The following is a 23,551-nucleotide window of genomic DNA, read 5'->3' as shown; positions in this document are numbered from 1 at the left end:
CGGGTGAGCACAACGCGCCGGAAGTACGCCCCCCGCCTCCCCGCGGCGCAGCGGCGGGACCAGGTGCTGGACGGTGCGCTGGCGCTGATCGCCGCGGGCGGGTTCGACGTGCTGACCATGGAAGCCGTGGCGCGGCAGTGCGGTGTCACGAAGCCAGTCGTATATGAGATATTCGCGAACCGGGCCGAGGTCATCTCCGCTCTGCTGGAACGGGAAGCCGAACGGGCCACCGCCCAGGTGCTGGAGGCCATCCCGGAGGGGTTGGACGAGCGCCCGCCGGAGGACCTGTACACGGACACCGTGCGCGCGTTCGTGCACGCGGTGGTGGAGAGCCCCGACCGCTGGCGGCTGGTGCTGCTGCCGCCGGAGGGCACGCCCGTCGAGTTCCGGCAGCAGGTGGAACGGGTGCGGGCGCAGGTCACCGAGCAGGTCAACGCGTTGGCGGACCTGGGGTTGAAGGCGATGGGCGGGCCGGAGCTGGACGCCGAGCTGCTGGGCCACGCGATGCTGGCGCTGGCCGAGATGGCCGGGCGGCTCGCGATCACCGACCCGGAGCGCTTCCCGCCGGAGCGGTTGGTGGCGTTCGTGGGGCGCATGGCGCACTTCCTGCCCAACGGCTGAGAGCACTGCCCGACGCCTGAGCCGATCGCACTGCCCAACGCCTGAGCCGATCGTGAAGAAGGTCGCTGCGGTGAATGGGTGACGGGCGGGCTGGGTACGGGTCGGAGGATGCCCCGAACACCAGGAGGTTGTTCTGTGCTCATCGCCGTGCTCACGTTCACCGGTTCGGTCCTGGTCGCGCTCGCGGTCGTGGCCGCGGTGCACCGGGTGGTCCGGCGGATCGGTCGGCGGTCCGCGCTCTTCGCCGGCCTCGCCGCGCACGCCCACCGGCCCGCGCTCGCCGTCGCCGTGCTGGTCGCGGTCCAGTTCTCCATCGGCGTGGTCGGGTGGGGCGAGTGGCGGCCGGTCGCCCTGCACGTCGTGGGGATAGCGCTCATCCTCGCCGGCGCGTGGCTGCTGGCCGCGCTGCTGGTGGTGGCCGAGGACGCCACGCTCGCCCGCATCCGGGTGGACGTGTCGGACAACCGGCACGCGCGCCGGGTGCACACCCAGATCACGTTGGTGCGGCGGGTGACCGTCGTCGTGGTGGGCGTGCTGGCGTTCGCGTCGGTGCTGATGACCTTCCCCGAGGCGCGGGCGGCCGGGACCAGCCTGCTGGCGTCGGCCGGTGTCATCGGCGCGATCGCGGCGCTGGCGGCGCAGTCGTTGCTGGGAAACGTGTTCGCCGGGGTGCAGATCGCGTTCAGCGACGCGCTGCGGCTGGACGACGTGGTGGTCGTGGAGGACCAGTGGGGGCGGATCGAGGACATCACGCTGACCTACGTGGTCGTGCACCTTTGGGACGACCGGCGGTTGATCCTGCCCACGGCGTACTTCCTGAAGACCCCGTTCGAGAACTGGACGCGCACGCAGTCCGCGCTGCTGGGCACCGTCGAGCTGGACGTGGACTGGACCGTGCCGGTGGAGGACATGCGGCAGGAGCTGCGGAAGTTCCTGGAGTCGGACGACCTGTGGGACGGGCGGGTGTGCGTGCTCCAGGTGACCGGCGCGGTGGGGGCGTTCGTGCGGGTGCGCGCGCTGGTCAGCGCGACCGACGCCGGACGGCTGTGGGACCTGCGGTGCGAGGTGCGGGAGCACCTGGTGGCGTGGCTGCGATCGCGCCAGCCGGGCGCGTTGCCCCAGATGCGGGTGCGGGACCTGCCGCGGGCGCAGGCGGTTGCCCAGAAGGATGCGTCAGGGACGGAGGCGTCCGGGTCGGACAACCGGGTGTTCGGGGAGAGCGAGGATGGTCAGGAGCGGGTGCAGGCGTTCAGCGGCCCGGACGGGCGGTCGGCGTAGGACGGGCGGTCGGCGCCCGACAGGCTGTGAGCTGCGGGGTGTCGACCGCGGGCTGCGGGGTGTGACGCAACCGTTCGGTCCGGTTGGTCCGTCCTGGTGCCAGGATGGCTTCTGGAGGGTTCATGAGACGGATCGTGGTGGTGGCGGCGTGCTTCGCGCTGGTGGCGTGCGGCGCCCCGGTGCGGGACAGCGGCACGGGGGTTGACTTCACGGGCGCCAACTCCCCGGGCAGCGTGCCCACCACGACCGTCACGACTACTTCGGAGGTCCAGATGCCCGCGAAGCTCAGCCCGCACGGCAAGGAGGTGCTGGAGCGGGCGCAGCGGTCCGGGGTGCCGAACGTGGTGCTGGTGATCTCCACGGAGGCGAACGCCACCGAGCGCACGGCGGCGGCGCTGCGCGGACTGGGCGCCACGGTCGAGGCCACCGACACGTCCATCGGCTACATCCGGGTGTCCGTGCCGGTCGCGGACGTCGAGCGGGTGGTGGCGACGGAGGGCGTGCGCCGGGTGGACGTGGACGAGCCCCTCAGCAACGCCGACCCGACCCCTTAACCGGCTCGACGTACCACTCGCGCCCGGTCAACCACCCGAACACCGGGGTGGGCAGCCGCACCAGCAACCGCATGACCGCCGACAGCCGCCCTTTGCCCTCGACCTGCGAGCGGTGGGCGGCGAGGGCGGCTTGCTTCTGCCGGGCGAACCGGCGGACGTTGAAGCGGTGGGTGATGGCTTTGCTGGGGCTGAACGCGCGTTCCAGCCCTTCGTAGCGGAACGGGGTCCGCAGCGCTTTCAGGACTCGCGCGATGTGCAGGACGGCGTCCCGGGGCATGGTCGCTTCGAGGAGCCGGACTCCGGTCAGCTCAGCGGCCCGCCGCCCGACTTCGTGGACCTTGACGTGGTCGCGGTGCCCGTAGCCGCCGTTCGAGTCGTAGCTCAGCAGGACATCCGCGTTCTCTTCCGCCAGCAGGGCGGCCAAGCGGCTGGCGGCTTCGTCGAGATCGGCCCGGACGAACCGCTGCCGGCCCGGCGGGTCGTCGAACAGGATCGCGCCGTGCCCGCTGTCGGCGTACCCGAGGTGCACCACCCGATGCACCCCCAGGATCGCCGCAGCGGCCCGCAACTCGTCCAGGCGGGTCGGCGGTTCGTCCCACATCCGGTCGGTCGCGACGACGACCACCACCCGGCAACCGGACGCGGCGGCGCGGGCCAGGGTGCCGCCGGTGAGCAGGACTTCGTCGTCGGGGTGGGCGTGCAGCGCGACCACAGTCGATGAGCGTCGATCCACCCGGTCGACCTTAGAACGGCGAGGGCCGCCCCCGGCTGAGTGCGCCGGGAGCGGCCCATGCCTTGCCGAGTGATCAGGCGACCTTCTGCACGATTACCGCGCCGCGGCCCACCACGGCGCCCTCGGCGGTCTGCACGGTCAGTTCGCCGCGCAGGACGCGACCCTCACCGGCCGCGGCCTGTGCGGTCACGACACCGGAGACGTTCCACGTCGCGCCGGCGGTGCGGTCGGCGTTGGTGTCCGTCGTGGTGATGGTGCCCAGGCCCGGAGCGGCGAAGACGTCGATGTAGTCGTACTCCGTCGTGCCGGCCGGCACGTCGTAGCCGTCCACCGCGATCTGCCAACGACCCGCGGCCGGGTTGTTGATCGTCACCGACTCCTCCGAGTCGCCGTCCGCCTGCTGGCCGGCGATGACGCAGGTGCCGGAGGTGCAGTTGTAGACGAACAGGTCGAGGTCGGCGGCGATGTCGGCGGGCTTGCCGATGGTCGCCCGCAGGGACGTGGTGCCCGCGGGCACGATCACGTCGTAGGTCTGGCGGGCGGTGTGGGCGATCGTCGGGCGGTCGATCTTGGCGCTGCCGAACGCGCCGCCGACGAGCCGGCCGTTGAACGCGGCCAGGGCGTTGGTCACCGACCAGGAGCGGTCGATGCCGACGCCCGGGGTGGCCGAGGCGATCGTGTCGGGGTTCGGCGAGACCGAGGTGCCCAGCACGGACGCGGTCAGCGTGTACGGCGCGGTGTCGGCGTCGGAGGTGCGGCGCGCCTCGACCACCAGCTCCCAGACGCCCGGGATCGGGTTGCTGACCGTGCGGCTCGTCGGGGAGCCGCCGGCGCAGCCCGCGCCCGCGTCGGGGTTGTAGCAGTTGGTGGACGACGTGGTGTCGTTCGGCACGCCGTACGGGTCGTAGCGCAGGAACCGGACCTGGCCCTTGCCGGCCTCGGCGCCGCCGCCGACCATGTCGACCTTCAGCGCGCTGGTGCCCGCCGGGACGTTCACCCAGTAGCTGTGGGTCTGGTTGCGCGCGACCGAACCGGTCTTGGTCACCGAGTACTTGTTGTCCGCGGTGAACTGGTCGGCCGCGAACACGGTGTTCAGGGTGAGCACGTCGGTGCCGCGGGTGGCCGGGTTGTCCAGCTTCAGCACGGCCGAGTGCACGCCCGCGGTGGTCGGCTTGACCTTGACGTCGAGCTTGACCGGCGTGTTCAGCGGGAGGCTGACCGACGACTTCGAGGAGAACGTGCCGTCGTTGCCCTGCCAGCGCACGGAGAACACCTGGTTGGTGTTCGGGCCCGTGGTGCGGGTCAGGGTGTAGGTGCGGGTGTACTCCTTGCCGATCTGCACGCCCTCGCGGTCGTGGATGCCGACACCGGTGTGGGCCGGGTTCAGCAGCGCCGACAGCGCGGTGCTGACGGTCACCGAGGTGGTGACGCTCTGGGTGTTCGGGTGCGCGGCGAGCTGCGCCCAGGCGCGCTTGGTGTCGAACAGACCCGCGCCCTGCTCGTAGGCCTTGAGCGTGGTCACCCAGCGCGCGCCGGAGTGGATGGCGTCGCGCAGCTCCTTCACCGGGGGACGCCGGCCGTCGTGCTCGTCCTTGTACGCGCCGACGAGCAGCGCGGCGGCGCCGGTCGCCTGCGGGGCGGCCATGGAGGTGCCGTTGAACATGGCGTAGCCGGCCGGGAGGGCGTACGTGCCCGCGACCGGGCCCGGGTTCTGCCACTGCGGGATGGTCGAGATCGCCGAGCCGGGCGCGACGATGTTCGGCTTGAAGCCACCGTCCTCGCGCGGGCCGCGGGAGGAGAAGCCGTGCAGGCCCTCCTTCTGCGCGGTGACCGAACCGTAGTTGGACAGCCAGGTCGCGCTGGTGATGTAGGAGCCGACGGAGATCGCGTCGGTGGCCACCGACGGGTCGCCGACCGTGTTCGCGCCCGCGCCGCTGTTGCCGGCCGAGATGAAGATCTGCATGTTGTACTCGGCGATCGTGCGGTTGTAGAGCTCCGCACGGGCGTTGTTGCCGTCGTTGAGCGCCGGCAGGCCGCCGATCGAGATGTTGACGACGTCCGCGCCGTTGCGCGCCGCGTAGAGGACACCGTCGATCAGGCCGGACGAGGTGCAGGACGGGGTGGTCAGGCAGACCTTGACCGCCATCAGCTTGGCGCCGGGCGCCGCGCCGTCCATCCGGCCGCCGAACATCTCGTGCGCGGAGGTGATGCCCGCGACGTGCGTGCCGTGGGCGGCGGAGATGCCGAGGTTGACGTACGCCTGGCCGGCGTTGTCGTAGATCGACCGGTCCGTCTGGACCACGAAGGCGACGGTGTCCAGCACCGGCGTGGCCGGGTTGTCCGCGCCGAAGTGGCCGACGTCCTTCTTGTACTTGTAGTCGATCATCGCGCCGTGCTCGGTGAAGTCGCCGTCACCGTCCACGTCGACGCGGACTTCCTTGGTGGTGACGTCCTGGAGGACGCCGAAGGAGTCGGTGCGGTCGCCGTCGCGGTTGATGTCGCCGCCGAACTCGCTGTTGGCCAGACCGAGGTCGCCCGCGGTCTCGTTGAACAGGCCGAAGCTGAACGGGCCACCGGTGGCGGGCGCCTTGTAGGTCGCGCCGCCGGCCACGGGGGTGAACGAGCCGTTGTAACGGCCCGCGACCTTCACCCAGGTGCCGTCACCGGAGTTGATCGCGTTGGCGTTGTACCAGTCGACGATCTTGCGCTCGCCGGTGGACGTGGTGGACAGCGCCGGGTGGTCCAGGTCGATGCCGGTGTCCAGGATGGCGATGGTGGCGCCCCGACCGTCCCATTCGGGCTTCTCGTCGGTGAACTGCGCCGCCTTGGTGTCCTGGATCGGCATGTACGGGTTCTTCTTGGGCGTGTTCGCGTCCGGTGCCTTCTGCGGCAACGGGTTCGTCGTGCCCTCCGGGCGCGGGTTGTCCAGCGCCACCAGGCCGTCGACGTCCACCGCGTTGACCGAGGCCAGCTTGGCGGCCTTCTCGGCGTTCTCGCGCGGGACGGAGACCTTCAGGTACTCGACGTCGCGCTCGGTGGACTCGACCACGCCACCGAGTGCCTTGAGGTCGTTGGCCGCGGAGTCCAACTTGCCCTCTTCGGCGGCGACCAGCAGGGTGACGTTCTCCTGGCCGTTGGCTTCGGCCTGGGCGAGGCGTTCGCGGTCCTGCTTGTCGAGCTGCTTGTCGGCGGGCGCGGGCGCGTTCGGCGCGTTCTGCGCTTCCTGCGCCACGGCCGGAGCGGCGGCGAAGCCGAACCCAGTCGTGCCCAGCACGGCGGCCAGCAAGGCCGCACTGGTGCGGTGTCTCCACCGACTTCCTGAGTTGATCACGGCGCAAACCCTTCGTGGGGAAAGATTGGCGCAAGCACATCCTTCCGGGTCCCGCCGGGCAATCATGCGAACAGCGCAAAGAACAGGTCCACATTGGACTGAACGGTGGATTGCGCGCACACGCGAGAAGTGCCACACCAGTTCGAAACCGGTGTGGTGCGTCCAGTCAAGAGCCGACCGGACCGAATGTCAACCAGTGTCAACGGTGAATCAGCGGGCAGCGTCTTGAATCGGTAACAAATCGCACATCAACGCGATGGCGAGCACACTGGTCGACATCGTGGACGCGACGCCCATCGACCGGATAGCCGACGAGCTGTACGCCCTGCCGCCGGCCGGCTTCGTCGCGGCCCGGGACGCCGCCGCCCGGCGCGCCCTGGACCGCGGGGACAAGGCCCTGGCGAAGCAGGTCGCCGCGCTGCGCAAGCCCACGTTGTCCGCTTGGGCGCTCAACCAGCTGGCTCGGCAGCACGCTGCTGAATACGCGCAGGCCGTGGCCTTGGGCGAGCAGTTGAGGGCCGCCCAGGAGGGGTTGAAGGGCGGGGTGCTGCGGGAGTTGAGCGGCAAGCGGCGGGTGGTGGTGGGGGCGTTGGTGCGGCTGACGGAGGATCTGGCGCGGGCCGCCGGGTCGCCGTTGGGGCCGGATGCGGTGCAGCAGGTGCGGACGACGTTGACCTCGGCGTTGGCGGACGCGGTGCTGGCTGCGCGGATTCGGGCTGGTCGGCTGGTCAAGCCGGTCGAGCAGTCCGGGTTCGGGCCGCTGTCGGAGACGGCCGTGCCCGCGCCTGCCAAGGGCGGCGATCGCGCGTCTACTGCTCGGGACGACCTTGCGCCCAGGCGGGAGAAGAAGCGTGAGCGGGAGCTGGCCAAGGCCCGGGAGGACATCACGGCGGCTCGTTCGGGTGCTCGGGATGCGGACAGGGCGCTGGCTGAGGCGGAGGCTGAGCTGACGGCGCGGGAGGAGCGGGTCGAGGAGCTGAAGGTCGAGCTCCGGCGGGCTCAGCAGGCCGCCCACGAGGCTGCGGCGAAGGTCGAACGCGCACGTCGGAAGGCGTCTGCGGCCCACGAGAAGCTGACCGCCGCCGAATCGAAGATGTCCGCCCTGCGAGGGGAGGGGTGAGGTCGGCGGGTGTGCGGGTGACCCTGGACACCCGGGGAACACCTTCCGGACCTGACTCGTTCTAGTTTTGGTCGGCTCGCGGATGCCGCCCGGACGTCAGGACACCACCAGCGCCAACACCCCCTCGGGCGCGGGCAGGCCCTCTCCCCGAGGCGTCACAGGAGCGCCCGCGCAGCCCGGCCGCCGTCGGCCGGACGGAACTCCCCCCAACCGAACGGCCGGCGGCCCCCGGAAACACCCCGCGAGTCACCCGTGACCGCGGTCGCACGCTCCCCCGACGTGCGACCCGGACGGGTTCCCGGAAAAGCGACGCACGCTTCCCCCCACGTGCGCTGCGCCATGGGTACGGCTCGCGGGGTGTGCCGGTTGGCTGGTTGTGCCGGTTGTGCCGGTTGTGCCGGTTGTGCCGGTTGTGCCGGTTGTGCCGGTTGTGCTGGTTGTGCTGGTTGGCGGAGTGTGCCGGTTGGCTGGTTGGCGGGGTGTGCCGGTTCACAGGTTCTTGCGCTGCACGTCCCATTCGGTGGCGCACAGGCCGCAGTTCACGCCCACGAACTGAGCACGGCTCACCTGGTCGCCTTTCAGGTGCCATTTCAGCCACCTGGGACCGGCGAAGTCACCGATCCCGGGGGCCGGTGCTACTGGCGATGACCGCGATGCCCTTCGGGCGCTTTGGACGAATCGCTTCGCTCTCAAGCCGAACGCGCTTCACGGTCTCAAGATCGACGCGCTGGCGCGCTTGCAAGATCAAAAGCGGCGCTCGCCGCGCGGCAGGCCCCCAGGGGGGCGCCTGCGGCGCGAAAGCAGGCCGGCCTCAGCGAGATCACTGTCCCCGCCGCCACCCCGGTCTTGTCGGTGCCCCATGAGACAATGGAATCGGGGGCGGAGGCCAAGCCGTTCAGCAAGAGGCCGTCAGGTTTGGTCGACCATGTACTGGTCGTGCCGGGCGTACAGCTCGGTCCACTCCTCCGCCGACAGCTGCCGGCCGGAGTCCCCGATCTCCGCCAGTTCCCGGAAGTACTCCTCGCGCGGTGCCCCCGGCGCGAACAGGATCAGCATCGACGCCGCCTCGTCACCGTCGTTGCGGAACGCGTGGATCCCGCCCTCCGGCACGTACAGGAAGTCGCCCGCACCCGCCTCGACCCACTTCTCGCCGTTGAACAGCCGCACGGTCCCCGAGATCACGTAGAACGACTCCGAGAACGTCTTGTGGAAGTGCGCCCCCGGCCCGCCCGACCGCGGCTTCATGTTCCACTCGAACAGCCCGAACTGGCCCTGCGTCGTGCTCCCCGGCGCGACCAGCCTCGCCTGCGACTTCGGCCGGTCGATCGTCTCCACGTCCGCGACCGGCCGCCACAGCGCGCTGATCTCGCCGGTCGACCCGGTGTAGTAGCTCATCGATCCCCTTCTCCGACAAGGGTGGCCCACGCCACACCGACAGGTTGTCACATCGCGCCCGCCGCATCCGTCACCTCATCGCAAACCCACGGACGGACAAGGAGCGCAACGCGATGGAAGCCCGCCTGAACCTCTTCACCAACAAGACCACCTCGAAGTTCCTCAAGCACCTCGTGGCCGCCGGCAAGTCGGTCGAGGCGACGGGTGTGCCGGAGTCGACCGGGTTCCTGGTGCTGTTGCGCGCCAGCCAGATCAACGGCTGCGGCTTCTGCACCGACATGCACTACAAGGACGCCGTCGCGGCCGGTGAGGAGCCCGAGAAGCTCAACATGGTCGCCGCGTGGCGCGAGGCCACCGTGTTCACCGAGGCCGAGCGCGCTGCCCTGGAACTCACCGAGGAGGGCACGCGCATCGCGGACGCCGCGGGCGGGGTGTCGGACGAGGTGTGGGAGAACGCGGCCAAGCACTACGACGAGGACCAGTTGGCCGCGCTGGTGGCGTCGATCGCGGTGATCAACGCCTTCAACCGGGTCAACGTCCTGGTGCGCCAGCCCGCGGGCGACTACCGGCCCGGCATGTTCGGCTGATCGGCCCGGGGGTCCAGTTTCGCTGCCAGGTCGTCGGCGTCCTCCACGCGCAGATCGCGGTAGAGCCGCAGCGCGGTCAGCCAGTGGGGGGTCGCCGCGTCCTGGCCGACTGACTGCTCCAGCACATCGCCGATCGCCCTGTGGCACAACGCTTCCTGGTAACGGTCGCCCAGCCGTTCGGCCAGTGCGAGCCCTTCCCGGTAGTGCTCCAGGGCTTCGTCGAGGCGGCCCAGCTGTTGGGACGCGGCTCCCACGGTGTGCAAAGTCGCGGTGTGGGCCTTGGAAGGTGCGGCCGAGGTGAACAGGCTCAGGGCCTCGGTGGCGTGGCGCAACGCTTCTTCCGGAAGACGCTTGCGCAGCAACACGTTCGCCAGGTTGTTCTGCACGCTGGCCTGCGAACGGGTGTCGCCGACCTCGCGTGCGACCTCCAGGGCCTCCAGGATGGTCTCCTGCGCCCGGTCGAGTTGGTCGTCGGCCATCAGGCAGTAGCCGAGGTTCGCCAGGGCGGCCAATTCCAGGTCGCGGTCGCCCCGGGCGAGTTCGGCGGCGCGGGTGCAGGCATCGACCGCCTCCTCCAAGCGGCCGAGGTCGGCGAGCGTGGAACCCAGACGCAGCAGGAAAGTTGCTTCCGCGCGGGTGTCGCCCAAGGCTCGTGCGGCCTCGGAACCGATGCGGCACAACGCCAAGCGGTCTACCCGGTTGCCGCGGCGGAAGTGGAAGGCGTCCAGGCACAGTGCGAGTTGCCAGGCGCGTTCGAGGTGGCCGCTGTCCAGGGCGGTGTCCAGGGCTAGGCCGAGGTTGGCCTCTTCCAAGGTGAACCAGTCGAGTGCGGCCGCGTGCGAGGCGAGTTGCGGGTAGCTCGCGGGCTTGTGCTCGGGCGGGCTGAACGGGCGGACGTGGTCGGACAGGTGGGCGCGGGCCGTGTCGGCGACGTGGAGGTAGTAGTCCAGCAGGCGGGCCGTGGCACCGTCCACTTCGGACTCGCCGACCGCCAGCTGGTGGGTGAACAGCCGGACCAGGTCGTGCCGCGAGTACCGGTCGGGCGTGGACTCGTGCAGCAGGTTGGCGTAGGCCAGCGTGCGCAGGTGGGTGCGGGCGCTGACGACGTTGATGTCCAGCAGCGCGGCGGCGGCGTAGCTGTCCAGGTCGGTGCCGGGGTGCAAACCCAGGCGCCGCAACAACCTGGCCGCGCCCTCTGGCAGTTCGCGGTAGCTCACGGCCAGGGCCGCGTGCACGCCGCGCCCGGCTTCGGGCAGTTCCAGCGCGGACAGCCGGTGCTGCTCGTCGCGCAGCTCGTCGACCAGGGACTGGACGGTCCACCGGGGTCTGGAGGCCAGGCGCGCGCCCGCGATGCGCAGCGCCAGCGGCAGCCGGTCGCACAGCTCGACCAGTTCGGCGACGGCGTCGGGCTCGGCGTCGATCCTCGTCCGGCCCAGGGCCGCGGCCAGCAGGTCCTCGGCGTTGTTCTCCGGCAGGGTCTGCACGTGCAGCGCGGACGCGCCCTCGGTGACCACCAGGTCGTCCAGTCGGTGCCTGCTGGTCACCAGCACCTGGCAGCCCGCCGACCCGGGCAGCAGCGGCCGGACCTGCTCGGCGGAGCGGGCGTTGTCCAGGAACACCAGGACCCGCCGCCCGGCCAGCAGCGACCGGTACTGGGCGGCCTGGTCCTCCAGGTCCACGGCGATCTGCGAGTCGGACAGGCCCAGCGCCCGCAGGAACCCGATCAGCGCGGTCCGCGGGTCCAGCGGCTCGGTCTCGTCGAACCCGCGCAGGTTCACGAACAGCTGCCCGTCCGGGAAGTCCGCCGCCACGCGGTGCGCCCAGCGCAGCGCCAGCGCCGTCTTGCCCACCCCGGCCGGGCCCACGAGCAGCCCGATCGCCGAGTCGCCGCCCAGCCGGTCGGCGAGGTCGGCCAGCTCCGGCTCACGGCCGACGAACCCGCGGTGCTCACGGGGCAGCTGGGCGGGCGCGGGGCCGCGTTCCACCCGCTTGGGCGCGGTGTCGCCGGCCAGCACGGTCTGGTACGCGTCGCGCAACTCCGGCCCCGGGTCGACGCCCAGCTCCTCGGCCAGCCGCTCGCGGGTGCGGTGGAACACCTCCAGCGCCTCGGCCTGCCGACCGGTCCAGTGCAGCGCCAGCACCAGCCGCGCCACCAGCGGTTCGCGCAACGGGTGCGCGGCCACCGCGTCGCTCAGCTCGCCGACCGCGTCCGCCGCGCGGTGCAGCCGGAACAGCCGCGTCGCCAGCTCCTGCACGGCCACCAGCCGCAGTTCCTCCAGCCGCGCCGACACCGCCTCCCGCACCCGGTCACCCGGCACGTCGGCGAGCACCGGCCCGCGCCACAGCGCCAGCGCCTCGGCCAGCTGGGCCACGGCGGTCTCGTCGCCCGCGTCCCGGGACGACGCCACCAGGTCCTCGAACCGGAACACGTCCACCGCGCCCCGGTCTCCGGTCAGCACGTAGCCGGGCGCGCGCGTGAGAAGCGCCACGCCGTCCGAGAGCACCTTCCGGAGTTGGGCGATATGTCCCTGAAGGGCGGCTTTCGCCTGCGGCGGGGGTGAGCCGTCCCACACCAGCGACAGCAGGCGGTCACCGGACACGACCCGGTTGAGTTCCAACGCCAACGCGGCCAGGACGGTCCGGCGCTTGGCCGCGCCGAGCCGGACGGGTTCACCACCAGCGGAAACCAGCTCTACCGGCCCGAGCAGGTTCACCCGCATCCCGAAGACCTTTCAGCGTTGGCACCCCGTAGTCGAAGAGTTTCCCACAGTGGTCGGCACCCCCCCGGAAGCCCGCATTGGCGCGACGTTGGGGCCGCGTTGGCGCGCGCGGGGAGCCTGGGTTGCGTCCAGCAGGCTGCCTTCGCGAGGGACTCCACCATGTACATCGCCGAGCCAGGGAATCCGGAAGAGGCCCCACAACCGTCCGCGGGGACCAAGGTCCTCGCGCTGTCGGAGTCGGTGAACTCCGGACGGGTGACGCTCGACCCGGCGACCGGCGAGGAACTGCGCAGGATGCTCGTCGAGCAGATCGACCAGGTCGACTCGTGGCTGGAGCGCGCCGGCCGCCTGGCCCGCCCCGCGCCGCTGGGCGCGAACCCGGTCGGCGACCGCATGGCCGCGAAGTTCGAGGCCCGCGCCGAGGGTGACCCGCTGTCGTTCGTGTCGGTGATGACGGCCTACCGCGAAGTGCTCCAGCAGACCCACGACTCCGTGCGCAGCGCGATCCGCAACTTCCAGGCGATCGACGACGAGCACGGCTCCGAGCTGACCCGCCTGAGCGGCGAGTGAGGGGGACGACCATGGCCGACCAGCAGGAGATCGACCTGGTTCTCACCGACGCCCAGAACTGGGCGTCCCGGTCCCACCGCGAGCTGTACGAGGCGGTGCACAACAACAACGACCCCGGCCAGACCGGCGAGATCGGCGCCGAATGGGGCCAGTTCGGCACCGAGCTGACCGAGTCCGCGCGGGTGATCAACGAGCGCGTCGCCGCGTCCGAGACCGGTTGGACGGGCGAGGCCGCCGACGGTGCGCGCGCGGCCGTGAAGAAGCTCGCCGAGTGGGTGACCCAGACCGCCGCCACCGCCGTCGAGGTGGGCAAGCGGGTGCAGGACCAGAGCGTGATCATGGAGAACGCGCGGGCGTCGATGCCCGAGCCGGTGGAGTTCTCCTGGGACCAGGCGACCGGCACGTTCACCCAGGGCGGCATCCAGGGCTTGGTGACGTCGGCGGCGGACGTGCAGGCGGCCAACGACCAGGCGCGGGCGCTGCACGAGCACGCCGTCACCGTGATGACGACCATGGAGAACGAGTCCCGGGCCGTCGACCAGACCACTCCCCGCTTCACCCCGCCGTACAACCCGGTGACCGGTCGGGTCGAGGAACCACCCGCCATGCTGATGGCCACGGCGAGCGCCCCCACGCTGGGTGACGCCCAGCCCGCCATGGCCCCCAGCGGCGGCGGCACCACTCAAGCCGCTTCGGTAGCCACCGCACCCGCCGCACCCTCGTACACGCCTCCGAGCACCCACGCCGCCGGCTCCTACAGCCCCGGTTCTGGCTCTTACAGCGGCGGGACTCCCGTGGCCCCGGTTACGTCCTACCGCCCCGAGGGCACCACGGCCGCCGCAGCCGCCGCCCAGGTCCCGGTAGCGAACAAGTACACCCCGCCCGCGTACACGCCTCCGTCCAGCAGCGGCCAGACCTCGCCGTCGTACGCGCCCCCGACGTACGTGCCGCCGGCTTCGACCGGTGGCAAGCAGCAGCCCCCGCCCTACCGGCCGGCTCCCCCCGGAACCGTCGTGCCGCAGGCCCCCGGCAAGTACCCGCCGTACGTCCCGGCCGGCACTCCCGGCACCCCGCCCGTAGGCGGCGGCCCCGCCGGCAGTGGCCCTGGTGGTGTTCCCGGCGGCCGACCTGGCGGCATGCCCGGCGGCTTCCCCGGCGGCGGTGGCGGCGGCTTCGGCGGTGGCGGCGGCTTCGGCCCGACCGGTTCCGGTGGTGGTGGCGGCGGCCAACTCGCCGCCGGCGGCTCGACCGGTGTCGTGGGCCAACGCGGCCCCATGCCCGCCAACTTCGGTCCGATGGCCCCGGGTGCCTCCGGCGCGTCCGGCATGCCCATGGGCGGCGCCCCGATGGGCGGCGCGCCCGCGGGCGGTCAGGGCGACGAGGACAAGGAACACCGCTCCGCCGCGTACCTGCGCGGAGAGGACATCTTCGAGGTGCCCGGCGAGAACCTGCCGCCCTCGGTCATCGGCGGCGCGAAGCCGAAGAAGAAGGGCGGCGAGGCGTGATCGAGCCCGAGTTCCTCCTCACCCCGGTCCAGTTGGACGTCCTGTGGCACGACCTGGACCTGGGTCGACTGCCGTACCCGTTGGACGTCCCCAGTAGCGGCACGACCGAGTCCGAACGCTCGGAACTCAAAGCAAAGGTCCTGGCGGACTACGGCGACCCGAGCCCCCGCCTGACCGACCTCCTGCGCCTACTGGCAGACCACCACCTCTCCGTGGACGCCGTAGCCCACATCGACCGCCCGGTGCGCGCCGTGGCCGCCTCTGACGGCACCCGGGCCGTCCTGGCCGTGATCGACAGCGGCCAGATCGGCCTGTTGGAGATCCGACCGACCGCCCTGGCCCGTTCCATCGTCGAGGTGCTCCCGGACGGAACAGCAGGCCCCGGCACCGCCCTCTCGCTACGCCTGGACACCCTCACGGCCGCAGTCGCCCTCCAGCAGGACGACGGCGACGACGAGGACGACGACCCGTGGGGCGGCGAGGAACTGGACGACCGGGCCGCGTTGCAGAAGGCGGGTTTGTCGCGCGACGACGCGGCGATGGTCGGTGAACTGGCCGCGAACCGCGTGGCAGGCGGCCAGTTCGGCGTCAGCGTCGGCGGCGGCTACCGCCCCACCCGCGCGGGCACGCTCATCACGTGGTTCGACACCACCCAGGGCCGCTACCTGATGGTCCACGAGGACGGCTGGCTCAGCCTCGCCCCGACCGACAACGACCGCATCGCCACCAGAATCGAAAAGGTCCTGACCACTGTCCACTAGCCGCACCACACGCCCTCCGCCGCCCAGCGCCCCCGCTTTTCGCCGCGCAGCGGCGCTTCTCCGCCGCGCTCCGCGCGGCGGGCCGGGCTCCCAGCCACAGGTAGGGCTTCGGTTCCGCCACCGTATGGCCTGCCCGAAGGGCTACCGCATTTTTGGCCGGGTGCAGCCGAAAATTTTGTGAGGAACGAGCAAAATTTTCAGCGGCACCCGGCCAAAAATGTGGTCGGCTTTGCCAGGCCATGCGGTGGGGGGAACCGACGCCCTTCCCCCATCGGTGGTCTGCCCGCCGGCGAGGCGCTTGTAATCTTGAGAGCGCGCAGCGCGTTCGAGCTTGAGAGCGCGCAGCGCGTTCGAGCTTGAGAGCGCGCAGCGCGACCGCTTGAGAGCGCGAAGCACGTTGCTGAGGGAAGGTCGCAGTCCCGCTACTGGTCGCCGCAGCGGACAAGCACGCACTGGCCGTGGAAGTACACCTCAAACCACTACTGGTAGAGCTGGGCGCATCCGTCCCCGGACGAGGCCTCTTCGTCAACGAGTCGGCGTTGGCAGCAGACCAAACCGTCCTGATCACCGCCCTCACCGAGCAACTCGCGGACGCCGGTTGGTTCGCGACAACGGCCGCGGTGGCACGATGACCGACCTCCGCACAGCTCTGCACGACTTCCCACAAGCGGTCGGCATCGTCACCGCCACCGGCCCGGACGGCCCGGTAGGCGTCACGGTCAGTTCCTTCACCTCCGCAAGCCTCCACCCCCCCGATGGTCGTGGTCTGGATCGCCGAAGGCGCATCCGCCTGGCCGGTCCTGCGCACCGCACCCCTGTTCGCGGTCCACCTCCTGCACTCCGGCCAGACCGCGCTCTCAGACCTGTTCGCCCGCACCGGTTCCGACCGCTTCGGCCCAGCCACTCGCTGGTAGTCCGATGTGGACGGTGTCCCGCACCTGCTCGACGCACCCCTCCGCCTGCGCTGCCGCACGGCCCGCCGGATCGCCGTGGGCGACCACGTAGCCCTCGTCGGCGAACCGGTCGAGATCCAGCACCAAACGGGCAACCCGCCCCTGGTCCGCTTCCAGGGCCGCTACACCTCGGTGGCCTAAAATGCGATCTCGTGTGCGTTTCCAGCGGTACAGCCTGCTTCAGCCACACGATCCTGTACGCGGGCCTGCGTGATCACCCCGAGCACGGCCCGATCACCGTGTTCGGCCACCAGAACACCGCCGTCAACCACGTGGACGGCCCGAACTGCCTGATCCTGCACCTGCCGACGAACAGCCTGAACCTCATCCCCACCGGCCGGAGCACCGACCTCCTGACCCGCCTGCGCGAGCCCACGGAGCCCGACTTCTACTCGCTCGAACTCCCAGCCCAAGCCTCGATCGTCCCGCACGACGTCTACACCGTCGTCCTGGCCCCGAACCCGACGCACATCCCGACGGCACTCGAAGCCGTCCCGCCCAGCCGACGCCCAACCCTGTCCCCGGACCTGCTCGAGTTCTACGCCGACACCTTCCCCGGCCACGCGATCGCGTTGTGCTGCTTCGACAACGCGGAGGCCCGCCGGTCCAAGCCGCTGCTGCTCTGGTACCGCCCCACCGACCCGGACCTGGTCGTCCTCCCCGGCCTGCACAGCCACGCCGGCCGCGTCCCGGACCCGATCGAGCTGGTCCCCACCGACCACTACCTCCTCTTCGGCACCGACGACCCGGACTGGGGCGAGCACTACGAGCACGACCCCGCCATGCGCCACACCCTCCGCTCCTACCTCCCGGCATCCGTCCGCGGCTACCCGGTGACCAAACACCTCCGCAACGGCGACTACGCCCTAAAAACGACCGACCTGCGCTCCGGCGCCATCGAAAAGATCCGCCGACGCCGGTTCTAACCCCTAAGCCACCGACTCGTCCACCGCCGATGCCGCCAGAAAACCCAACACCGCCCGCGCCACCGCATCGTTCTGCCGAAACGCCGGGTTGTTGGTGTTGGGTCGCGCAAAGGCAGCCTGTGCCTTGTTGGTCGTGTAAGGCCCCACGGCGAACCGCCGCGCATGGGCGACCCCTGAAGCGTCCAACACCCGGCTGTCCACCGGATCCACGGCAACCAACCCTGCCCGGTCCTGGACCTCCCCCGAAGCCAGCAACGAACACAACAACGGCTCCGCCGTCGCCGACAACGTGTGCGCGGGCAGCCGAGCCTCGATCAACCCCCTGGCCCGCACCACCTCCCCCGGCACGCTCGCACTACCCGCCAGGAACACCCCGTCCATGGCCTCCACCCACATGTCCGCCCCGAGGAACCGCACCACCCCCGCGCGCGACAACGCCAGCAGTTCCTCCAACCGGTCCGGCGGCGGCCCGGACGCGAAGTAGCTGAAGAACCCGTGCCACCACCCGTCCTCACCGGTCAACCGCCCCGAAGCCGCCAGCACGGACAACTGCCCGTACGCCGTCAACAAAGCCAAAAACCCACCCAAATCAGCGCTGAACGCAGGATCCGACCGGCGCGCCACATCCGCCGCCACATACGACCGCAGGAACTCCTGGAACCCATCAGCCGAATCGAACGCCAACCCGTCAATCGGCCGGTCCAGGTGCTCGAAGTCCAACCGGTCCACAACCCCCGGAACCGCTTCCTCCGCCAACCCTCGCATCTCCGAGCTGTACCAGTCCAACTCCGCGAACCGACCGGCGAACTCCTCCCACGCCATCCGCACCCGCGACGGGTGCCCGGTGAACAACTCCCGGTAGTACCCGTAAGCCACGTCCTTGGCGATCAACGGCCACACGTGCAACCGGAAGTCGATCTCCCCCGGCCGCGCCAGCAGCTCCGACGCCACGAAGAACCGCGGCCCCTCGGGAGCCGCGCCCCGTAACCGGTACCCGGTCTTCGAGTGGTACGGCACCCCGCGCCGTGAACCGACGTGCAACCGGGGCTCACGCCCGGACGGCAGGTAGTGCAGCGTCTCGTCCACCCGGACGAACGTGCCGCCGCGCCCTTCGGCCAGCAGCACCACCAGGTCGATGAACGCCAACCCCATCCCCCGCACCACCACGTCCTCACCCGCCGGCACAACGGACAGGTCCACGTCCGCCGTGTACGCCGGCGGCACGAACGTCAGACCGTACTCCTCGGCGTAGTCGCGCAAGGCCGCGTGCTCCGGCGACAGCGCGGTGTCCAGGTGCCCCAACGCGAACACCACCACGTCCGCCACCAGCGGCCCGGCCCGCCCCGCGAGCCACACCCGTTGCCGCACCCCGGACGACCCGGTCACCCGCACCACCCGGGTCGGGTGGACGTGCACCGAACTCCCCGCGGGCAACGACTCCACCGCCAACTCGTGGAACCACTTCAGGTAAGCGCTCTGCACCCGCCGACTCGGGAACGACGTCGGCCCCATCGCGGCCAACTCCGCCCGCACTTCGGCATCAAGCTCCACAGTGGACACGTCCCACTCCGCCAAAGAAGGCCCCGGTCGCACCGGACCGTCACACGCCACCGACGAATCGGTGAACATTGTGACGTCCTCTGCCATCGAGTTCATCCGCAGCAACGGCGACTGCTCGTGCCGCCACACCCGCCCCGCCCCCACCGGGAACGGGTCCACCAGGTGCACCTCCAGCGGACCGTCGAACAGCTCGGGAGCGTTGGCCCCCAACCGTTCCAGCAACCCGGACGTGCGCGGCCCGGCCCCGGCGAACACGACGACGCTCATCGCACCAGCGCCAGGAACTCGCGGGTCCGCGCGTGCCGGGGATGGTCCAGCACCTCCGCCGGCGGCCCGGACTCGACCACGACCCCTTCGTCCAGGAACACCACGTGGTCCGCGACCGACCGCGCGAAGCCGATCTCGTGGGTCACCACGACCATCGTCATGCCGTCCGCCGCGAGGTCCCGGATCACCGCCAGCACCTCGCCCACCAGCTCCGGGTCCAGCGCGGACGTCGGCTCGTCGAACAGCATCACCGCGGGCCGCATGGCCAGCGCACGCGCGATCGCCACCCGTTGCTGCTGGCCACCGGACAGCTGCCGCGGGTAGGCGTCCTCACGCCCGGCCAGCCCGACCCGTGCGATCAACGAGCGCGCCGGCTCCTCGGCCTCCGCGCGCGGCACCCCGGCCACCCCGACCGGCGCCTCCACCACGTTCTCCAGCACGGTCAGGTGCGCGAACAGGTGGAAACCCTGGAACACCATGCCGATCCCGGCCCGCTGCCGCGCGATCTCGCGTTCCTTCAGCTCGTACAGCTTCCCGCGGTGCCGCCGGTAGCCGATGAGGACGCCGTCGACCTCGATCTCGCCGCGGTCCTGCTTCTCCAGGTGGTTCAGGCAGCGCAGCAGCGTCGACTTGCCCGACCCGGACGGGCCGATCACGCAGGTGACCGAGCCGCGCGGCACGGTCAGGTCCACGCCCCGCAGCACCGGTGTGCCGCCGAAGCTCTTGTGCAGATCGGTGACCTGGACGGCGACCGTCACGACAGCCTCCCCGCGCCGCGCGAGTAGTAGCGCTCCACGTAGTGCTGGCCGATGCCGAGCAGGCTGGTGACGACGACGTACCAGGCGGTGGCGACCAGCAGCAACGGGATGATCAGGTAGTTGCGGTTGTAGATGAGCTGCACCGAGTACAGGAGGTCCTGCACGGCCAGCACGCTCACGATCGACGTGCCCTTCAACGTGCCGATGAGCAGGTTGCCCGCGGCCGGGATGATGGCCCGCATGGCCTGCGGCAGCACGATCCGGCGCAGCACCCGACCGCCGCGCATGCCCAGTGCCTTCGCCGCTTCGACCTGCCCCGCGTCCACGGACAGGATGCCGCCGCGCACGATCTCGGCCGCGTACGCCGCTTCGTGCAGCACCAGGCCGATGACGACCGCGGTGACCGGCCCGATGACCGGCGTGGCGCCGGACAGCGCCGGGTACAGCGCGCCGATGTTGAACCAGAACAGCAGCTGCACCAGCAGCGGCACCGACCGGAACAGCCAGACGTAGCCCCAGCTCACGCCGACCAGCACCGGGTTGCCGGACAACCGCATGACGGCCAGCACGCCGCCGATCACGAAGCCCAGCACCACGGTCAGCGCGGTGAGCCACAGGGTGAGGCCGAGCCCGCGCAGAACGGCCTCGGCGGTGAAGTACTGGGCCACCACGGCCCACTGGAACTGCTCGTTGGTCACCGCCGACCACGCGAACGCCAGCACGGCGGCCAGCACCAGCGCGGCGGAAACCCACCGCCACGGACGGCGCAACGGCACGATCTCGGCGGTGGTGCGACCTGGGGCGGGAGGGGCGACGGTCGAAGCGCTCATCGGCTGCTCCAGCGCAGGAGGGGGTGGATGGTGCCGCGTCCCTCAACGCCGCACGGTGATCGTATGCGCGCGACAACGCTGCCCGTCAAGGGATTCCGCGATTTGGACGCCCGTCGAACCGCCGTTGACGATCTGTCCGTCCGCTGCTGCACTGGTTCCGTGGACATCCTGCGGCTGGTCATTCGCGGCCACATCGACTTCGGTCGGGTGTGGTCCTCCTCCTGTCCGCTCTGACACGCCCTCTTCTTCGGCCGACCCACGCGTCTCCCTCAACGCCTTGGGGCGTCGGCGTTTCCACCCTCTTCTCTGTTTTCTTGCCACTCTCAGTGGAAGGTTTCGACGTGCCTGTTGAGTTCCTGGGGATCGGCGGCACCAACGACGGCTCCGAGACGCACGCCCGGAGCGGTGCGTCGTTCGACAAGGACTACACCCTGCGGCTGGCCCGCGCGCACGAGGAGCACGGCTGGGACCGAGTGCTGTTCGCCTACGGCTCGGGCTCGCCGGACCCGGCGCAGGCCGCCGCGTTCGTCGCCACGGAGCTGGACGAGCTCCAGATCCTGTTGGCGCACCGGCCGAACGTGTCCTACCCGACGTTCGCCGCGAAGACGTTCGCCACGCTCGACCGGATCTCCGACGGCCGGCTGACCGTGCACTTCATCACCGGCGGCACCGACCACGAGCAGCAGCGCGAGGGCGACTACCTGACCAAGGACGACCGGTACTCGCGCACCGAGGAGTACATCCGGATCGTCAAGCAGGCGTGGACGTCAACCACCCCGTTCGACCACGAGGGCAGGCACTACCGCTTCGCCGACTTCGTCAGCGACGTCTTCCCCGTGCAGCAGCCGAGGCCGAACGTGTCCTTCGGCGGCTCCTCCCCCGCCGCCTACCGGGCTGGTGGTGCGGTGGCGGACATCTTCTGCCTGTGGGGCGAACCCTTGGCCGACACCGCCGCCCAGATCGAGTCGGTGAAACAGGCCGCGCTGGCCGCCGGCCGCACCGACACCCCACGCATCCAGGTGGCCTTCCGTCCCATCCTCGCCCCGACCGAGGCCCTGGCCTGGGAAAAAGCACATCGAACAGTCGACGCCATCAAGCACCGCACCTCAGTCGGTCCCCGCAGGCATTCTCCAACCAACCCCCAAAACACCGGTTCGCAACGCCTTCTGGAGATCGCCGCGCGCGGCGAACGCTTCGACCGTGCACTGTGGACACCGACCGCAGCCGCGACCGGCGGTGCCGGCAACTCCAACGCTCTCGTGGGCACCCCGGAAACCGTCGCCCAAGCCCTGCTGGACTACTACGACCTAGGTGTCGACATCTTCTCGGCTCGCGGTTACGACACCTTGAACGACGCCATCGACTTCGGCCGGTACGTCATCCCGATCGTCCGCGAAGAGGTCGCCAAACGCGACCGAACCCGCACGAAAGCCGCTGCGGCACAACGCGAATCAATCGCGGTGGACGCATGACCACCCGCACCCTCCTGATGCTGACGGCCTTGTTGACCTTGGTCGTCTCCTGCAACGCGCCCCAGGCAAGCCCCGGCACCCAACCAACCACGGACGTGCTGTCGACCGTCCAGAAGGACGACGCCATCGCCGCTCTGCTCCCGGAGGCGACCCGCCGCGCCGGAGTCGTGAAGTTCGGCTCGTCGGTCGGTGGCCAGCCGCCGTCGTCGTACTACGCCGAGGACAACAAGACCGTGCTCGGCCAGGACATCGACATCGCCGAGGCGGTTGCCAAGGTGCTGGGTGTGAGAGTGGAACGCGAGGTGGCCAGCTTCGAGGCCATCCTGCCGGCGTTGACGTCGGGCAAGTACGAGGTCGGCACCGGCAACTTCGGCGTCACCGAGGCCCGCCTCAAGACGATCGACTTCGTCACCTACATCAACGACGGCCAGGGCTTCGCCGTCCGCAAGGACGACACTCGCCTTCCGGAGGTCGCCAGCCTCCAACAACTCTGCGGCCTGAAGATCGCGGTGGGCGCCGGCACAACGTTCGAGGCCACGTTGGAACGCGAAAAACCCACCTGCCCAGCGGCGGGCAAGCCGCCGTACGAGGTTCTGACCTTCTCGGAGAACGCCGCCATCTTCCTGGGCCTTCAACAGCGGCACTTCGACGTCATCATGAGCACGATCAACGGTCTGCGACACGCGGCGGCCAACCAGCCGAACCTGAAGTTCCTGAACGAGTTCAAGCGCTTGGACGTCGGGTTCGCGTTCCAGAAGGGCTCCGCGCTGACACCGGCGTTCCAGGCGGCGGTGAACAAGCTCATCAAGGACGGGACGTACCAACGCATCCTGGAGAAGTGGGGCACCACGGCTTCCGCCATCCCGGAGTCGCAGATCAGCCCACCAGAACACCGCTGATCCACCCCTTGAACACGACACCCAACCCAACCTCCGCTCTTGGCGCGCAGCGCCCTGCTCTTCGGCGCACAGCGCCCTGCTCTTCGGCGCACAGCGCCTTCTGGCGTGCCGCCGGGGCACACACCTCAACTCGGGCTTCTTGCTTGTGTCATCCCCGTATGGCCCGCCCGAAGGGCTACCACATTTTTGGCCGGGTGCAGCCGGAAATTTGTGAGGAACGAGCAAAATTTTCAGCGGCACCCGACCAAAAATGTGGTCGGCTTTGCCGGGTCATGCGGGGATGGCACAAGCAAGAAGCCCCCGCAGTTGTAGTTGTGTCATCCTTGGCGGCTCGCCCGCCGGTGAGGCGCTTTTGATCTTTAGACCGGCGCTTCGCTGCTCAAGTCCACGCTGCGCGCGTGTATACGCAACGCGCTCCACCCTCCTGGAGAATGAACGCGCATCGCGCTTTCGGGGACGCTTCGCGCCTTCAGGGACGCATCGCGCCTTCAGGGACGGGCGTCGGCTCTCCCACAAGGCTGGGAGCCGGCCACCGGGGCGGTTAATTCGCCATGAGTTGGCAACAAGGTCCGGCTGCGCGGGTTCGGCGCGACCCCAGTAAGCTCGACGCCGGTCGGCGCACCCACCGTGCTCCATTCGAGTGACATTCGATCGGGAATTGCGCAAGTGCGGCCATCGCGGTGATCTGATCGCCCGACAAGGCCGGCAACC

General features: G+C 70.3%; 18 protein-coding genes and 1 pseudogene. 12 read left to right on the top strand and 7 right to left on the bottom strand.

Annotated elements, in window-relative coordinates:
- The first annotated feature begins 3 nt into the window (after positions 1–3).
- From RIN75_RS20300 to RIN75_RS20290, 3 genes are all read left to right on the top strand, one after another.
- Positions 4–621, top strand: coding sequence for a TetR/AcrR family transcriptional regulator (locus RIN75_RS20300; protein WP_309113551.1), 618 nt, complete (start codon positions 4–6; stop codon positions 619–621).
- A 135-nt stretch (positions 622–756) separates the two neighbouring features.
- Positions 757–1,899: a mechanosensitive ion channel domain-containing protein gene (locus RIN75_RS20295; protein ID WP_309113550.1), complete on the top strand. Its 1,143-nt coding sequence runs from the start codon at positions 757–759 to the stop codon at positions 1,897–1,899.
- A 122-nt stretch (positions 1,900–2,021) separates the two neighbouring features.
- On the top strand, positions 2,022–2,453 hold the full coding sequence (locus RIN75_RS20290) for a hypothetical protein (protein WP_309113549.1): 432 nt from the start codon (positions 2,022–2,024) through the stop codon (positions 2,451–2,453).
- Here RIN75_RS20290 and RIN75_RS20285 read toward each other — a convergent pair.
- Positions 2,428–3,186, bottom strand: a complete 759-nt coding sequence (locus RIN75_RS20285) for a PIG-L family deacetylase (protein ID WP_309113548.1) — start codon at positions 3,184–3,186, stop codon at positions 2,428–2,430. The two genes, RIN75_RS20290 and RIN75_RS20285, sit on opposite strands and share 26 nt — an antisense overlap.
- 73 nt (positions 3,187–3,259) lie before the next feature.
- Entirely contained in the window at positions 3,260–6,517 is a 3,258-nt protein-coding gene (locus RIN75_RS20280; protein ID WP_309113547.1) for a S8 family serine peptidase, read from the bottom strand.
- A 256-nt stretch (positions 6,518–6,773) separates the two neighbouring features.
- Here RIN75_RS20280 and RIN75_RS20275 point away from each other — a divergent pair, with 256 nt between their 5' ends.
- Positions 6,774–7,637 (top strand): hypothetical protein, encoded by an 864-nt coding sequence (locus tag RIN75_RS20275; protein ID WP_309113546.1) that lies wholly within the window; start codon positions 6,774–6,776, stop codon positions 7,635–7,637.
- 909 nt (positions 7,638–8,546) lie between these two features.
- Here RIN75_RS20275 and RIN75_RS20270 read toward each other — a convergent pair.
- Positions 8,547–9,032 carry a cupin domain-containing protein gene (locus tag RIN75_RS20270; RefSeq protein ID WP_309113545.1) on the bottom strand — a complete coding sequence of 162 codons (486 nt, stop codon included), beginning with the start codon at positions 9,030–9,032 and terminating at the stop codon, positions 8,547–8,549.
- 113 nt (positions 9,033–9,145) lie between these two features.
- On the opposite strand from RIN75_RS20270, the gene RIN75_RS20265 reads away from it, so the two are divergent.
- Positions 9,146–9,619 (top strand): carboxymuconolactone decarboxylase family protein, encoded by a 474-nt coding sequence (locus RIN75_RS20265; RefSeq protein WP_309113544.1) that lies wholly within the window; start codon positions 9,146–9,148, stop codon positions 9,617–9,619.
- On the opposite strand, the gene RIN75_RS20260 is transcribed toward RIN75_RS20265, so the two are convergent.
- Positions 9,595–12,339, bottom strand: a complete 2,745-nt coding sequence (locus tag RIN75_RS20260; protein ID WP_309113543.1) for a BTAD domain-containing putative transcriptional regulator — start codon at positions 12,337–12,339, stop codon at positions 9,595–9,597. The genes RIN75_RS20265 and RIN75_RS20260 overlap by 25 nt on opposite strands.
- 159 nt (positions 12,340–12,498) lie before the next feature.
- Here RIN75_RS20260 and RIN75_RS20255 point away from each other — a divergent pair, with 159 nt between their 5' ends.
- The 5 genes and pseudogenes from RIN75_RS20255 to RIN75_RS20230 all read left to right on the top strand — a co-directional run bounded on the left by RIN75_RS20255 (position 12,499) and on the right by RIN75_RS20230 (position 17,054).
- Positions 12,499–12,909: a hypothetical protein gene (locus RIN75_RS20255; protein WP_309113542.1), complete on the top strand. Its 411-nt coding sequence runs from the start codon at positions 12,499–12,501 to the stop codon at positions 12,907–12,909.
- Between the two features lie 11 nt (positions 12,910–12,920).
- Entirely contained in the window at positions 12,921–14,414 is a 1,494-nt protein-coding gene (locus RIN75_RS20250; RefSeq protein WP_309113541.1) for a PPE domain-containing protein, read from the top strand.
- Positions 14,411–15,175, top strand: coding sequence for an ESX secretion-associated protein EspG (locus tag RIN75_RS20245; RefSeq protein WP_309113540.1), 765 nt, complete (start codon positions 14,411–14,413; stop codon positions 15,173–15,175). The genes RIN75_RS20250 and RIN75_RS20245 overlap by 4 nt, the downstream gene beginning before the upstream one ends.
- A gap of 755 nt (positions 15,176–15,930) precedes the next feature.
- Positions 15,931–16,269 (top strand): annotated as a pseudogene (locus tag RIN75_RS44160) (flavin reductase family protein).
- Between the two features lie 11 nt (positions 16,270–16,280).
- A complete protein-coding gene (locus RIN75_RS20230; RefSeq protein WP_309113537.1) occupies positions 16,281–17,054 on the top strand; it encodes a hypothetical protein in 774 nt (257 codons plus the stop codon).
- 3 nt (positions 17,055–17,057) lie between these two features.
- Here the strand turns inward: RIN75_RS20230 and RIN75_RS20225 are convergent, their stop codons facing one another.
- From RIN75_RS20225 to RIN75_RS20215, 3 genes are read right to left on the bottom strand one after another with little or no spacing between them, the layout of a single operon-like run.
- The gene (locus tag RIN75_RS20225) at positions 17,058–18,881 is read right to left on the bottom strand and encodes an FAD/NAD(P)-binding protein (protein ID WP_309113536.1); all 1,824 of its coding nucleotides are present in this window, start codon (positions 18,879–18,881) and stop codon (positions 17,058–17,060) included.
- Complete coding sequence (locus RIN75_RS20220; protein ID WP_309113535.1) at positions 18,878–19,639, bottom strand: amino acid ABC transporter ATP-binding protein; 762 nt, start codon at positions 19,637–19,639, stop codon at positions 18,878–18,880. The genes RIN75_RS20225 and RIN75_RS20220 overlap by 4 nt, the downstream gene beginning before the upstream one ends.
- Positions 19,636–20,469, bottom strand: a complete 834-nt coding sequence (locus tag RIN75_RS20215; protein ID WP_309113534.1) for an amino acid ABC transporter permease — start codon at positions 20,467–20,469, stop codon at positions 19,636–19,638. The genes RIN75_RS20220 and RIN75_RS20215 overlap by 4 nt, the downstream gene beginning before the upstream one ends.
- A gap of 341 nt (positions 20,470–20,810) precedes the next feature.
- Between RIN75_RS20215 and RIN75_RS20210 the strand changes: the two genes are divergently transcribed.
- The gene (locus tag RIN75_RS20210) at positions 20,811–21,941 is read left to right on the top strand and encodes an LLM class flavin-dependent oxidoreductase (protein WP_309113533.1); all 1,131 of its coding nucleotides are present in this window, start codon (positions 20,811–20,813) and stop codon (positions 21,939–21,941) included.
- Positions 21,938–22,840 carry an ABC transporter substrate-binding protein gene (locus RIN75_RS20205; RefSeq protein ID WP_309113532.1) on the top strand — a complete coding sequence of 301 codons (903 nt, stop codon included), beginning with the start codon at positions 21,938–21,940 and terminating at the stop codon, positions 22,838–22,840. Before RIN75_RS20210 ends, RIN75_RS20205 begins: the two co-directional genes overlap by 4 nt.
- Positions 22,841–23,551: the final 711 nt, after the last annotated feature.

Source organism: Saccharothrix sp. (genome assembly GCF_031180885.1).
Taxonomy (GTDB): Bacteria; Actinomycetota; Actinomycetes; order Mycobacteriales; family Pseudonocardiaceae; genus Actinosynnema.
This window is presented reverse-complemented; position numbering and strand designations above follow the sequence as displayed.

What these genes read in the sequence shown, in the direction of transcription:
- RIN75_RS20270 (WP_309113545.1), bottom strand. Translation starts at nt 9,032, where the DNA reads ATGAGCTACTACACCGGGTCGACCGGCGAGATCAGCGCGCTGTGGCGG.
- RIN75_RS20275 (WP_309113546.1), top strand. Translation starts at nt 6,774, where the DNA reads ATGGCGAGCACACTGGTCGACATCGTGGACGCGACGCCCATCGACCGG.
- RIN75_RS20260 (WP_309113543.1), bottom strand. Translation starts at nt 12,339, where the DNA reads ATGCGGGTGAACCTGCTCGGGCCGGTAGAGCTGGTTTCCGCTGGTGGT.
- RIN75_RS20290 (WP_309113549.1), top strand. Translation starts at nt 2,022, where the DNA reads ATGAGACGGATCGTGGTGGTGGCGGCGTGCTTCGCGCTGGTGGCGTGC.
- RIN75_RS20225 (WP_309113536.1), bottom strand. Translation starts at nt 18,881, where the DNA reads ATGAGCGTCGTCGTGTTCGCCGGGGCCGGGCCGCGCACGTCCGGGTTG.
- RIN75_RS20205 (WP_309113532.1), top strand. Translation starts at nt 21,938, where the DNA reads ATGACCACCCGCACCCTCCTGATGCTGACGGCCTTGTTGACCTTGGTC.
- RIN75_RS20250 (WP_309113541.1), top strand. Translation starts at nt 12,921, where the DNA reads ATGGCCGACCAGCAGGAGATCGACCTGGTTCTCACCGACGCCCAGAAC.
- RIN75_RS20215 (WP_309113534.1), bottom strand. Translation starts at nt 20,469, where the DNA reads ATGAGCGCTTCGACCGTCGCCCCTCCCGCCCCAGGTCGCACCACCGCC.
- RIN75_RS20255 (WP_309113542.1), top strand. Translation starts at nt 12,499, where the DNA reads ATGTACATCGCCGAGCCAGGGAATCCGGAAGAGGCCCCACAACCGTCC.
- RIN75_RS20265 (WP_309113544.1), top strand. Translation starts at nt 9,146, where the DNA reads ATGGAAGCCCGCCTGAACCTCTTCACCAACAAGACCACCTCGAAGTTC.